We start from the raw sequence: 12,155 nt of genomic DNA, 5'->3' as shown, positions 1-12,155 counted from the left end.
GAAAACATGACACAATACGATCGCAAGACGATTGAAGAGTTAATTGATGGTACGATTGATTTTTTCAAATTAAAAGAGATGCTTTCGAATTTTAAGGATGCTGACCGGTTTGACAAGTATATCAGCATCCTGCAGGAAAGGGTTCCGTGGGATGATCCGATTTTGCTGCCGGCCGGACTTCACCTTTACATCGTTCAGAAGCCAGACGGCAAACGAATCGTCAAGTGTGACTGCGGACATGAATTCTGCGAGGCAAGTGATAACTGGAAACTTCATGCGCTCATATATGTTCGTGATACCGAGGAAAAAATGACGGAGCTATATCCGAAAATGCTTGCGCCAGATCCAGAGTGGCAAGTCATTCGTGAATACTATTGCCCGAATTGTGCGACTCAGCTGGAAGTAGAAGCAGTCACACCATGGTATCCGATAATAAAAGATTTTGAGCCAGATATTGATACTTTTTATAGTGAGTGGTTAAAGCGTCCACTACCTCAGGTAAAATAACCAAATTGAATGAAAGGTAGTTTTTAAGTTTTTTGAAATAAGGAATGGTGAATAGCAGGTTAACAGTAAGCAAAAGGTCTTATCGAAGATTCGATAAGACCTTTTTTATATAGAAGTGATTTGGATTGACTCTTTAATCTCTGACAACAGGCTAAATCATTCAATGTTTTTAGTGAATGTTTTTCGCATCAGAATCGGTAAAACAATATACAATCTCTAAAAAAGTTTTACAAAAAAAATTCAATATTTATGGTGGATTCCATTGTGTAACACAGTTTACTAACATGTAAAAGTTTTATACTTATTTAACAAAGATTTACATTTGGTTAATTAAAATTCTTTGTTCAGAAGAATAAAATCAAAGATGTACACCGACTAAACACGATAAAGGAGTGATACGTGGATGGATCGTCGTTTATTCTTAAAATATGTAGGAAGTAGTACTGCGGCGTTAGTTGCAGCATCATCTGGGATTGAAACAATAACAAATAAAGCGAGTGCCGTAACAGCCAACCATTTAATGAATGGTCAACCTGAAGGAAAAGGTAAGCCACTTACAGCACCTTTTAAACCTATTCATCGTACATGGGAAAATGATTTAGTTCTACCGAAAGGATACAGATACAACATTATTGCATCTTATGGTGATGTCATTAACTCAAAAGGCGAAATATTTGGTGATTCAGCCGATCTTACTGTATATTTTCCAATCGATTGCTTAGAAGGCGGCAACAATTCAGAAGAAGGATTAATCTGGGTGAACCATGAATTCCCTGAACCCGAAAACTATATGAAAATACTAGGAATTGACCCAAGTACATTTAGTAAATCCAATCTTTCAAACTATCCTGAACTATTAAAGATGGAAAAAGAGGCAGTTGGCGGCTCTGTTATTCGTGTAAAGAAAGAAAAAGGCGAATGGAAATTGGTGAAAGATGATAAATATAACCGTCGTGTAGATGGGAATACCCTTATTACTTTAACCGGTCCAGCTAGCGGGAGTAAAGCGGTAAAAGGGGCAACAAAAGTAATTGGAACACTTGGAAACTGCAGCGGTGGAAAAACTCTTTGGAATACAGCTCTGTCCTGTGAAGAGAATACATATTATGGTGATGATTATGGGTGGCCTAATTTCATAGACGAACATTATGGCTGGGTAGTTGAAGTTGACCCGTTTAATCCAGATGCACCTATTCGAAAGCATACTGCATTAGGACGTTTTGCCCATGAAAATACAGCAATGGGATTAACAAAAGACGGTAGAGTGGTTGTTTATATGGGTGATGATAAACGCGATGAATTTTTCTATAAATTTATTAGCAAGAAGAAATATAACCCAAATAACCGTGAGGAAAATTTTGATATTTTAGAAAGCGGAACATTATATGTAGCAGACCTTGGAAAACAAAGATGGATTCCACTTGACTATGAAACAAATGCAGATTTGCAAAATTACGAAAAAGACGGCAAAAAATTCTTTACTAGCCAAGCTGACGTGTTAACGTATGCACGTGAGGCAGGACGTGCGGTGAACGCCACACCTTTAGATCGTCCAGAAGATGTAGAAATCCATCCTCATGACGGAACTGTATTTTTATCCTTAACCAACAATTCGAAGCACGGAAACTTCCATGGTCAAATTATCCGTTTTATACCTGCTGACGGTGATCATGGAAGCGATAAGTTTACTTTTGAAGTATTTGTAGCTGGTGGACGTCAAAGCGGTATCACTTGTCCTGACAATCTTCATTTTGATAGTAAAGGAAACCTTTGGGTCGTAGAAGATTTCCATGCTACGGAGGATAACGTGTATGCAGCATATAAAAACTGCGGAGTTTTCATGATTCCAACCGATGGTAAAAACTACGGAGAACCGTTCCAGTTTGCATCAGGTCCAAGAGGATGCGAAGTAACTGGTCCATGGTTAACACCTGATGAGCGTACTTTATTCTTAGATGTGCAGCATCCGGAAACATGGAATCCATATCCTGGATATGATTTTGGCCGTTCTTGTTTAGTAGCTGTACAAGGTGGAAGTTTCAATAAATAATTAACTTTTTACCAAAATCAAGAAAGTTCATCTTCTTTGTCAGAAGGAAAGTGTAAACGGGTTATCTCGTTTACACTTTAGCTCTTTATTTACTCAAGATGATTTTTGTTTGTACAAAAATTCGTTAAGAAAGATAAACACTATATAAGTAGGAGGGGTATTTTGAATGTTACAAAACATCGGCGTTCCGGGTTTAATACTTGTTCTGATCATTGCCTTAATCATTTTCGGTCCATCAAAATTGCCGGAAATTGGACGTGCATTTGGTACAACACTAAGAGAATTTAAAAAATCGACAAGAGAATTAGTGTCCGATGAGGAGCTGAACAAAGGGCAGTCGAATAATAAAGAGGGAAAAACCATTTAGTTAAAACGAACTCAGGAAGATGTAAGTAGCTCGTTCATGCTTGCATCTTTTTTTTAATAGGCTATGTTATATGTCATTGTTGATTTTTAGCAAGTTATTCACACGGCGGCGACTCCAGCTGGAACAAGAAGCCAGGCAAGACCCATACTTGAGCGTAGCGAGGGAAGCGGCTTGCACCTAGCCCGCGGAAAGCGTCCGCTTGCAACGAATGTATAAATATCAACAGGATCGCTTAACAGACAACCATGCCAATAAAAATTGGCACATCGATAAATGATATAACAGCAAAAGTTATCCACAGTTATTTCAGGGTAGAGTCTTTTAATAAAGGGGGCAAACAATGGAAAATCGTGATATGGACCTTATCGGTCATTTAGAAGAATTGCGTAAACGTCTCATCATTACACTTGGTTCTTTTATACTATTGTTAATTATTTCCTTTATATATGTACCAACGATTTATAACTGGCTCGTTCATGACTTACCGGTGAAGCTGGCCATTTTAGGACCAAGTGACATTTTATGGGTCTATTTGATGCTAGCCGGCGTTATTGCCATTGCAGGAACGATACCAATCGCCGCACATCAAATTTGGCTCTTCGTTCGTCCGGCATTAAAAGAACATGAGCGAAGAATTACTTTGGCTTACATTCCAGCTTTATTTATCCTTTTTATATTAGGAATATGCTTCGGTTATTTAGTCATTTTTCCAATCGTTTTTAATTTCCTTCTCTCATTGTCAGAAGATATGTTCATGACCTTTTTCACAACGGAAAAATATTTTCGATTTATGATTCATATGACTCTTCCATTCGGATTTTTATTCGAACTTCCGGTGATTATCATGTTCCTGACAAGTCTTGGGGTGTTGAATCCTTACCGATTACAACAAATTAGGAAGTATGCTTATTTTGTATTAGTTTTAACTGCGGTTTTAATCACTCCCCCGGATTTTCTGTCAGACATTTTAGTTATTCTCCCACTACTGTTTCTTTATGAATGTAGTGTTTTATTATCGAAGGTCGTTTATCGACGTAAACATGTAATGCATTTGTCCGCGTAATTTTTTTATGACAACCTGTATGGATGCCCAAGCTAAGTATGTAAAAGAGCTACCATTTTCATGGTAACTCTTTTTGACCTGTTCAAAAGGCTTATCCACAATGTTTGTTTCTTCTAATCTTTGCAAGTCCAGAGTTTTTACAAATAGTATTTAAAGGACAGGCAGTCTTTTTGATGGGGATTCTCTAACTTGTAAACACGATACAAAATACAGGAATTTACCTACCGAGGAAAATTAAACTATTAATGACTAGTATAACCTGTTAACAACGCCTCCACCGTCGGAACATCCGCGGGTGCCCATTTGAGAGTGTGCAGCTCTTGAAGGGGTACCCATTTTAATTCAGCATGCTCTTTGGCTGTTGGTGCACCATGGATGATTTTGGCTTTATACGTGAGCAGGTTGACGATAACGGATGGGTATTCGTAATGCACTTCTTCAACTTTTTCGTGTACTTGGATGGTGCAGCCAAGCTCTTCTTTAATTTCACGGACTAATGTTTCTTCTGGTGCTTCGCCTTCTTCAATTTTGCCTCCTGGAAACTCCCATAGGTTCGGAAGCGACATGTCGGGTGAACGAAGCGCGCATAAGATTTTGTTTTGTTCATTCATGATGACGGCTCCAACAACTCGTACGGTTTTTTTCATTGTTTTGTCTCCTTCATCTGAAGTTCCTCTTTATTTTATCAAAAAGAGATGAGGACATTAAAAAGGTGGGCGTAGTTTTTATACATAATATGGTAGGATGGGAATGAATGGAGGTGGTGAAATGAAAGGATTAATCATAAATCCCCTTGGATCGATTATATTTTTCAAGGAAAGAAGACTTGGGAAATCCGTGGCTCCAATACGAAAATCAGAGGAACAATTGCCTTAATTAAAAGTGGCTCGGGCAAAGTGTACGGCACGGTGGAGTTAGTAGATTGTAAGAAACTCTCGCTAGAAGAATATCAAGAAGGCGAACGGTATCATTGTATTCCGAAGAAGGAATGTTTGAATCCTCGTTATAAAAACATTTATGCTTGGGTATTACAAAATCCCGTCTTATACGATGAACCCATTCCGTATAAACATCCGCAGGGAGCGGTTATTTGGGTGAATTTGCCGGAACTAAAGAACCATAGTACATAGGAGAACGCATTGGAACCCACCATCACCGTAATGTGACAACGGTGATGGTGGATTATTGTTTTGTCTTTCTTTTTGCTAAGATGAACGAGCTAGACGAATGGGAAACATTAAACCAAAAGCGTTGTTTATCGATATTTACGCTTTTGGTGTGAAAGGGAAAAGAATAAAAAATCGAGCATCAATCGCATTACAGAGTAAACACAAAAGCTTGAGGCACGTTCCTCAAGCTTTTTCTGCAGGATCTTGAATTTTCGACTGATGGTCTAGTTTTTTCATCTCTAATTCTATTTTCTTTTCTTCCAACTCCACTTCTTTCATTTTCAGCTCGTACTTTTTCTTACATTCGTATCCATAGTAAATAAGACTTAAACCGATAATTACTGTCATGTAAAAGAAAAAATCCAATGATTGGTTCACTCCTTTATTCAACTTATTTATGGTTAATTTATTCCACAATTATTTAAGGTGTCTGTCATTTTTGGCATTTTAGTTTAATAGGGTATAATGAATAATCAATATTACATTAAAATAATTATAATTTAGTATTGATTTTTATTTTATATGTGTTATTATTTTGCTATATAGTTATTAAACTATTTTTTTCCAGAGGTGATCCTTTTATGGCAAAGAACAAAAAACTGACGACAAGTTGGGGAGCTCCAGTAGGCGATAATCAAAACTCCATAACAGCAGGCGATCGTGGTCCAACGTTGATTCAAGATGTGCATCTTCTCGAAAAATTAGCCCATTTTAACCGGGAGCGGGTGCCGGAGCGTGTCGTGCATGCGAAAGGAGCAGGAGCACACGGTTTTTTTGAAGTCACAAACGATATGTCCAAATATACAAAAGCAAAAGTGTTTAATGGGGTTGGCAAACGGACACCCGTCTTCGTTCGCTTTTCAACCGTTGCGGGCGAGCTTGGTTCAGCGGATACCGTTCGTGACCCACGTGGATTTGCAGTAAAGTTTTACACAGAAGAAGGAAACTACGATATTGTTGGTAACAACACTCCGATTTTCTTTATACGCGATGCGATCAAGTTCCCTGATTTTATCCATACGCAAAAACGCGACCCTCGTACCCATTTAAAAAATCCAACAGCGGTATGGGATTTCTGGTCCTTATCTCCTGAATCATTGCATCAAGTCACTTACTTAATGGGTGACCGCGGAATTCCAGCCACCTACCGCCATATGAACGGCTATGGTAGTCACACGTTTAAATGGACCAACGCAGACGGAGATAGTGTTTGGATTAAATATCATTTCAAAACGGATCAAGGCGTGAAAAACTTAGATAACAAAACCGCATTGAAACTCGCTGGTGAGAACCCTGATTACCATACGGAAGATTTATTTAATGCCATTGAAAAGGGAGATTATCCTTCATGGACATTATATGTGCAAATTATGCCTTTAGAAGAGGCGAACACGTATCGTTGGGATCCGTTTGATGTAACGAAAGTGTGGTCCCATAAAGACTATCCGCTTATAGAAGTTGGAAAACTTGTATTGAATCGCAATCCGGAAAACTATTTTGCCGAGGTGGAACAAGCGGCCTTTTCACCTGGTAACCTCGTTCCGGGCGTCGATGTGTCCCCAGATAAAATGTTGCAAGGACGTTTGTTTGCGTATCATGATGCGCACCGTTATCGAATTGGCGCGAACTACAATTCGTTACCAATTAATCGTCCGCGAGTGGATGTAAACAACTATCAACGCGACGGATTTATGCGCCACGATGATAACGGCGGACGATCTGTCTATTACGAACCGAACAGCTTCGGCGGACCGAAAGAAGTACCGGAAGCAAAACAAGCGCCGTACCCGGTGTCGGGTGTTGCCGAAAATGCTCCATACAATCATGATGACCATTACACACAAGCCGGTGATTTATACCGACTCATGAGTGAAGAAGAACGAACAAGACTTGTAGAAAATATCGTAAACTCAATGAAGCCGGTCGAACTAGAAGAAATTAAACTCCGTCAAATCGCTCATTTCTACAAAGCAGACCCTGAATACGGTACGCGCGTTGCCAAAGGTCTTGGCCTAGAAGTACCGGAAGAAGTAAAACAAGGGTAATGGTTGAAAGGAACCGTCCGAAAGAGATTTTGCTTTTTTCGGGCGGTTCTTTTTTGTATGAATATGGTAAAATATTGAATATATGAAAAGGAGTAGCTTAGTAAAGGGAACATCAATATAATTAGAGCAATCGTCCGGAACGTGTTTAAAAATGTATTGAAGGCTTAAAATTTGTTCGCATCATCGAGGCATATTGGAGTGAAATAGGTGTTCATAACGGAAAAAAGTGTCCTGTAACGAGGCAACGTTCAGGGCCAAAAGGGGAGGATTTGATGAAAAAAGGCCGGATGATCTTCATTTCGGTTATTTTAGGTATAGTAATCTATTATATTTGGAGTCAACCGATTTCTTACGATCGAGCCTACGCGTTTCCCGAAGGATTTAGAGGCTGTGCGTATATCGTCTACCATGTGGAAGATGCTCCTCCATTAGAGATTAAACACTTCACGATTTTGTACGAATTTGACGAGGATGGAATACTGCTGACATCCTCTCCTGAAGATTTCGGTTGGGAAGGGAAAAAGCATTCAGGGTGGTATAAGTCTGAATTTTACTATGTCGATGAAAATGGAAAGAAGGTTCAAGATATCCCACAAGACATGATCGGTTTTCACGCTTTAGGAAGCTATGAAAAAGAAGGTGAAACCATGTTGACGAGAGAAACGTTTTCGGTTGGAGACCCGGACGTTCTTTGTGATACGAATTACGATGACCTCCTAAAAAAACTAGAAAAAAGGAACATAAAAGTTGGTAAAGCTAAGTCCAAAGAGGAGTAATGGAATGAATAGCTTATTTATTGTCGCCATCTTTATTTTTGTATTTGTATTGCTTGGTCAGCTTTTAGCTTTTCGTCAAAAAGAAAGAAGGATGCAACAGCTGATACGTATGTTCTATTATTCTATGTATCTTACAGTTGTTGCTGTTTTGGTGTATATGATTTTTGAACGATATTTGTTTGTTAATGAATAATTTTTACACCCGGAAATACGATGATGCTCTGAAACTTGGTTATTGTACCTCAACATTGATTGATGCACCGACTGATTTTCAGAACTAGCCCACCAGCCCATACAATATAAGAATAATTTCTATTTTTCGCCCACCATGATGCGATCAAAAAAATCCCAATGATAGGAAGCGATGCCGATGAGGAAATTTTCGTTTCGACTTTTTCCCGAGCGGTTCGGTCTTTTTCCGCTGATGTGGCTGCTTTATTTAATATTGCCGACTTACGGACTCTTTCATGCGCCTCCGTTTTATAAGGGAGTAGGACTTTTCTTACTTCTCCTTTTTGTTATTGCTTACAGGCAAGTGTATTGGGGAGGTCGCTATTTTCCTTATTGGTTAGGATGTATGCTAGGAATTATTCTTTTTTTCGGGTTGTTCTACGCTTCAGAGTTTATCATGATGGGATTTTTCCCAGCTAATTTTATTGCGTGGTACAGAGGAAGAAAATTTTTTACATGGTACGGTATGTTTGTTGCGGTTGTGTTTTTCATTGTTGGGTATGACTTTATGACGAACGGTTTTACTTTTATTAAAAACTACTTTTTGTATCTCGTGGTTATGCTGGTTATGCCCGTTGCCTTTAAGTCGTTGAATGAAAAAGAAGAGCAACTCAAAGCCGCGAACGAAAAAATCGAAGAGCTCGTGAAACAACAAGAACGGCATCGCATTGCGCGTGATTTGCATGATACGCTCGGACATTCGTTTTCGTTCATTACGTTAAAAAGTCAATTGATTGAGAGATTCATTGAAAAAGATCCCAAGCGGGCAAAAGAAGAGATAAAGGAAATTGAGCAAACATCAAGAAGGGCGTTGCAGCAAGTCCGAGAAATTATTTCAAACATGAAGGTGACAACAGTAGACGAAGCGATAGCGGAAGCTAAACAGATGCTAAAAATCGCTGGGATATCGTTTACAGTGGATGTGGATACAGTCGATTTCATTCCAAAGTTACACCAAAACGTACTCAGCTTATGTATTAAAGAAGCAGTCACGAATGTCGTCAAGCATAGTAGGGCCACTGCTTGTGAATTAACGTTGCGGTTGGAGAAAGGAAGCGTGCAAGTTCAAGTATCGGATAACGGCATCGGTTTTTCAAGGAAGTCGTGGACTGGAAATGGCTTAAATGGAATTCAAGAACGCCTGCGATTTTTAGATGGGGAGATGCACATTCATTCAGACAAAGGAACGACGTTAATTTTTACGTTGCCAATCATTGAAAAAGCAACGTCGGTAAATCATTAAATCCAATGAAAAAGGGAGCAGCAGCTATTGCTCCTTTTTACTTTGTGTCATATTCATGAATAAACTGTTTTAGTATCGGAAATTCAGGTGGACTAATGTTGACTGGAAGTTCGCTTGGATGAAAAAATTTTACATCCTGCACCTCTTCTTCATTGATCCTTATATTTCCCTTATAATCGGTACAAATATAAGTGGCGATCACATTATACACTTCATCCCCATGTGGATATTGATAATAAAATTCTTTTCCTGAAAAAATGTGGAACAATGATAATTTGTTCGCAATGAATCCGGTTTCTTCAAATAATTCTCTTTTGGCGGACTCTTCTAACGTCTCTCCTAACTCTAAAGCCCCACCTGGAAGTCCCCAGCAGTTGTTGTCTTTTCTTAGTTGCAATAATAGTCGATGATGGGAATCTAGAAGAATAATATTTGCTCCTACCATGATCAAAGGGCGACTTCCGACCAATTTTCGCAAATCCATGATATAGCCCATTCGTATTCTCCTTGTGACGTGCCAAAGTAGATGTCCATTCTCACGTCATTTTTTCGATTTTACTGTTTTATTTCATAGGTCGTGACAAACGATGGCCGTGGGAAAATAGTTTTTTGCTGATCGACGTCTTCACTTGTGCGGCGTTTTTTATGTGCTTTTTCGAACGCTTTTGATTGTTGCCATTGTTTAAAAGCGTCCTCGTTTTCCCACACGGTCATAATGACGTACGTGTCGTCGGATAATGGCCTTAACACCCGAATCGCTTGAAACCCAGGTTCCTGCTCAATTAAGCGAGCTCGCTGCTGAAAGCGTTGTTCAAATACTGGCCGACCTTCTTCTGTCACTGGGATATTGTTGCACACGACAAATCCACCATCTAACGAACCAACCGCATCCAGCACTTCATATACTTTCGCTTGTGGTAACTCTTTTTCCGTATCCGATTCGATGATAAGTTTTGTTTCATTCTCGTTTTGAAGGAGTAGTCCTTGTTCCTGCGTATCTCCTGCAACGATATACATTTTCATCCAAAATCACCTCAAGCTAAGTATAGCCGATGCGTGGGGGAAACGCACGGGAGGAGGCTTATCAAAAAGAAGGAAAAATAGATTTTGAGTAGAAAAAAGAATAGATATCTTTACAAAACTTTCCTATTTAGTTAATGGAGGTCTTGAGATGAGGTCGATGAAAAAAGGGCATGTGCACAGAATTAACCGAGAGATTCCGTATACGTTGATTCGGCGGCCGGCTGAGACGAATCGTTTGGCAGTGATGCTCCCTGGGGCCGGCTATACGACGCAAGGACCATTGTTGTACTATGCGACAGGAATCATGGTTCAAAACGGGTACGATGTGCTCCATGTGAATTATTCGTACGAGAAATCTCCAGATCTTGAGGAATTTCAGCAAGATGTACGCGCGGTTGTTAACGAAGTGTTACGTGAACACACGTATGAACAGTTTTGCTTTATCGCAAAATCGATGGGGACAGTTGTGTTGCCAATGTTTGTGAACGAAGAGCGGTTTGCAAATGCTTCGTTTATTTGGCTTACCCCACTCGTCACCAATGATCTCGTGTACGATGGCATGCTAAAAGGAATACATCAGAGTTTATATATCATTGGTGATAACGATCCGTATTTTCATGCCGAACGAATAGAACAGTTCCCGGAAGCAGTGATTATGAAAGGGGCGGACCATAGTTTAGGAACGGATACAAGTGTTTTACAATCCATCGACTGGTTGAAGGAAGTGATGGTGGCAATTGAGAAGTGGGTGAAAGAAAGGGAGGAATAATTATGGACTATTTTATTGGTATTTCCCCACCTGATGAATACAAAATGAAAATTATGAAATTCTTACAGCATTGGGGAATTGATCATATCGAACCACATATTTTATCGTGGTGAAATTATAGGAACAATGTTCGCAACCAAATTCGTTCAGAATTTGGTTGCGTTATTTATGTACGGGTAATTTTCATGGACACTTGTTTATTTAAATCTTGGTCCCACTCGCGGTGAATCTCAAATGTACCGGGTTCAAGAATCAAATGGAACTTTACGCGGAACCAGTCTTGCATCGGTAAATTTAAAGCTTCGTCGATCGGGACCCAGACAAGTTCGCCTTCCGGTGGATGTTCCAGCAGCTCGCCTTCAAACGTATCGGTCCAGTAGTTAAAGACCATGTATCGCACTTTTTCTTTCGGATTCACATATTCGTCTATTCCTTTAAAAATTAAATTCGTTACGGTGAGGCCCGTTTCTTCTTTTACTTCTCTTACGGCACCTTCCACGATGCTTTCTGGAAATTCGACTTTACCCCCGGGGGCCACATATCCTGGGTACCCTAACCGATCAGGCCGTTTAATTAATAACACTTTATCTTCATGCTGCACCATACACAATGTGTATATTTGGTGTTCGATACTTTTCCAATCAACGGACATATCGTGAATCTCTCCTTTTTTTATAGATAGAAACTGCTACTGGAAAAAAGATAGCGAAAGTGCAAGCCAAGATGCCGAAAGTGCAAGCCAAGATGCCGAAAGTGCAAGCCAAGATGCCGAAAGTGCAAGCCGAATGTGCGAAAGTGCAAGCCAAGATGCCGAAGTGCAAGCCAAGATGCTGAAAGTGCAAGCCAAGATGCCGAAGTGCAAGCCAAGATACTGAAAGTGCAAGCCAAGATGCCGAAAGTGCAAGCCAAGAT

The 12,155-nt window shown here is 39.7% G+C and carries 14 protein-coding genes and 1 pseudogene; 10 read left to right on the top strand and 5 right to left on the bottom strand.

All coding sequences use genetic code 11. The features are described 5' to 3' along the window. The first annotated feature begins 6 nt into the window (after window positions 1-6). From H0Z31_13675 to tatC, 4 genes are all read left to right on the top strand, one after another. Window positions 7-507 (top strand): acetone carboxylase subunit gamma, encoded by a 501-nt coding sequence (locus H0Z31_13675; GenBank protein MBO8178486.1) that lies wholly within the window; start codon window positions 7-9, stop codon window positions 505-507. Between the two features lie 403 nt (window positions 508-910). Then, window positions 911-2,557 carry a DUF839 domain-containing protein gene (locus H0Z31_13670; GenBank protein ID MBO8178485.1) on the top strand — a complete coding sequence of 549 codons (1,647 nt, stop codon included), beginning with the start codon at window positions 911-913 and terminating at the stop codon, window positions 2,555-2,557. A gap of 166 nt (window positions 2,558-2,723) precedes the next feature. Beyond that, window positions 2,724-2,924 (top strand): twin-arginine translocase TatA/TatE family subunit, encoded by a 201-nt coding sequence (locus H0Z31_13665; GenBank protein MBO8178484.1) that lies wholly within the window; start codon window positions 2,724-2,726, stop codon window positions 2,922-2,924. 340 nt (window positions 2,925-3,264) lie between these two features. Then, complete coding sequence (gene tatC, locus H0Z31_13660) at window positions 3,265-3,987, top strand: twin-arginine translocase subunit TatC (GenBank protein ID MBO8178483.1); 723 nt, start codon at window positions 3,265-3,267, stop codon at window positions 3,985-3,987. Window positions 3,988-4,229: 242 nt separating this feature from the next. Here the strand turns inward: tatC and mutT are convergent, their stop codons facing one another. Further along, window positions 4,230-4,634, bottom strand: coding sequence for an 8-oxo-dGTP diphosphatase MutT (gene mutT / locus H0Z31_13655; GenBank protein MBO8178482.1), 405 nt, complete (start codon window positions 4,632-4,634; stop codon window positions 4,230-4,232). Window positions 4,635-4,755: 121 nt separating this feature from the next. Here mutT and H0Z31_13650 point away from each other — a divergent pair. Then, a pseudogene (locus H0Z31_13650) lies at window positions 4,756-5,117 on the top strand (ASCH domain-containing protein). 222 nt (window positions 5,118-5,339) lie between these two features. Here the strand turns inward: H0Z31_13650 and H0Z31_13645 are convergent. Further along, entirely contained in the window at window positions 5,340-5,522 is a 183-nt protein-coding gene (locus H0Z31_13645) for a hypothetical protein (protein ID MBO8178481.1), read from the bottom strand. Window positions 5,523-5,737: 215 nt separating this feature from the next. Here H0Z31_13645 and H0Z31_13640 point away from each other — a divergent pair, with 215 nt between their 5' ends. The 4 genes from H0Z31_13640 (at window position 5,738) to H0Z31_13625 (ending at window position 9,451) form a co-directional block, all read left to right on the top strand. Beyond that, window positions 5,738-7,201 (top strand): catalase, encoded by a 1,464-nt coding sequence (locus H0Z31_13640; protein MBO8178480.1) that lies wholly within the window; start codon window positions 5,738-5,740, stop codon window positions 7,199-7,201. A gap of 272 nt (window positions 7,202-7,473) precedes the next feature. Beyond that, window positions 7,474-7,977 (top strand): hypothetical protein, encoded by a 504-nt coding sequence (locus tag H0Z31_13635; protein MBO8178479.1) that lies wholly within the window; start codon window positions 7,474-7,476, stop codon window positions 7,975-7,977. Between the two features lie 4 nt (window positions 7,978-7,981). Further along, on the top strand, window positions 7,982-8,170 hold the full coding sequence (locus tag H0Z31_13630) for a hypothetical protein (protein MBO8178478.1): 189 nt from the start codon (window positions 7,982-7,984) through the stop codon (window positions 8,168-8,170). 177 nt (window positions 8,171-8,347) lie between these two features. After that, window positions 8,348-9,451, top strand: a complete 1,104-nt coding sequence (locus tag H0Z31_13625) for a sensor histidine kinase (GenBank protein ID MBO8178477.1) — start codon at window positions 8,348-8,350, stop codon at window positions 9,449-9,451. 37 nt (window positions 9,452-9,488) lie between these two features. On the opposite strand, the gene H0Z31_13620 is transcribed toward H0Z31_13625, so the two are convergent. Together H0Z31_13620 and H0Z31_13615 are read right to left on the bottom strand one after the other, a co-directional pair. Continuing rightward, window positions 9,489-9,947, bottom strand: coding sequence for an NUDIX hydrolase (locus H0Z31_13620; GenBank protein MBO8178476.1), 459 nt, complete (start codon window positions 9,945-9,947; stop codon window positions 9,489-9,491). 59 nt (window positions 9,948-10,006) lie between these two features. After that, window positions 10,007-10,474 carry an antibiotic biosynthesis monooxygenase gene (locus H0Z31_13615; protein ID MBO8178475.1) on the bottom strand — a complete coding sequence of 156 codons (468 nt, stop codon included), beginning with the start codon at window positions 10,472-10,474 and terminating at the stop codon, window positions 10,007-10,009. 148 nt (window positions 10,475-10,622) lie between these two features. Between H0Z31_13615 and H0Z31_13610 the strand changes: the two genes are divergently transcribed. Continuing rightward, window positions 10,623-11,243 carry an alpha/beta hydrolase gene (locus H0Z31_13610; protein MBO8178474.1) on the top strand — a complete coding sequence of 207 codons (621 nt, stop codon included), beginning with the start codon at window positions 10,623-10,625 and terminating at the stop codon, window positions 11,241-11,243. Between the two features lie 166 nt (window positions 11,244-11,409). On the opposite strand, the gene H0Z31_13605 is transcribed toward H0Z31_13610, so the two are convergent. Then, complete coding sequence (locus H0Z31_13605) at window positions 11,410-11,895, bottom strand: 8-oxo-dGTP diphosphatase (protein MBO8178473.1); 486 nt, start codon at window positions 11,893-11,895, stop codon at window positions 11,410-11,412. Window positions 11,896-12,155 lie beyond the last annotated feature (260 nt).

The sequence above is a fragment of the Bacillus sp. (in: firmicutes) genome, assembly GCA_017656295.1.
Lineage (GTDB): Bacteria > Bacillota > Bacilli > Bacillales > JACDOC01 > JACDOC01.
Note: the sequence above shows the minus strand (reverse complement) of the source record. Positions and strands in the feature narration are given on the sequence as shown.

What these genes read in the sequence shown, in the direction of transcription:
- mutT (MBO8178482.1), bottom strand. Translation starts at nt 4,634, where the DNA reads ATGAAAAAAACCGTACGAGTTGTTGGAGCCGTCATCATGAATGAACAA.
- H0Z31_13640 (MBO8178480.1), top strand. Translation starts at nt 5,738, where the DNA reads ATGGCAAAGAACAAAAAACTGACGACAAGTTGGGGAGCTCCAGTAGGC.
- H0Z31_13620 (MBO8178476.1), bottom strand. Translation starts at nt 9,947, where the DNA reads ATGGGCTATATCATGGATTTGCGAAAATTGGTCGGAAGTCGCCCTTTG.
- H0Z31_13665 (MBO8178484.1), top strand. Translation starts at nt 2,724, where the DNA reads ATGTTACAAAACATCGGCGTTCCGGGTTTAATACTTGTTCTGATCATT.
- H0Z31_13630 (MBO8178478.1), top strand. Translation starts at nt 7,982, where the DNA reads ATGAATAGCTTATTTATTGTCGCCATCTTTATTTTTGTATTTGTATTG.
- H0Z31_13615 (MBO8178475.1), bottom strand. Translation starts at nt 10,474, where the DNA reads ATGAAAATGTATATCGTTGCAGGAGATACGCAGGAACAAGGACTACTC.
- H0Z31_13675 (MBO8178486.1), top strand. Translation starts at nt 7, where the DNA reads ATGACACAATACGATCGCAAGACGATTGAAGAGTTAATTGATGGTACG.
- tatC (MBO8178483.1), top strand. Translation starts at nt 3,265, where the DNA reads ATGGAAAATCGTGATATGGACCTTATCGGTCATTTAGAAGAATTGCGT.
- H0Z31_13610 (MBO8178474.1), top strand. Translation starts at nt 10,623, where the DNA reads ATGAGGTCGATGAAAAAAGGGCATGTGCACAGAATTAACCGAGAGATT.
- H0Z31_13625 (MBO8178477.1), top strand. Translation starts at nt 8,348, where the DNA reads ATGAGGAAATTTTCGTTTCGACTTTTTCCCGAGCGGTTCGGTCTTTTT.
- H0Z31_13605 (MBO8178473.1), bottom strand. Translation starts at nt 11,895, where the DNA reads ATGTCCGTTGATTGGAAAAGTATCGAACACCAAATATACACATTGTGT.
- H0Z31_13670 (MBO8178485.1), top strand. Translation starts at nt 911, where the DNA reads ATGGATCGTCGTTTATTCTTAAAATATGTAGGAAGTAGTACTGCGGCG.
- H0Z31_13635 (MBO8178479.1), top strand. Translation starts at nt 7,474, where the DNA reads ATGAAAAAAGGCCGGATGATCTTCATTTCGGTTATTTTAGGTATAGTA.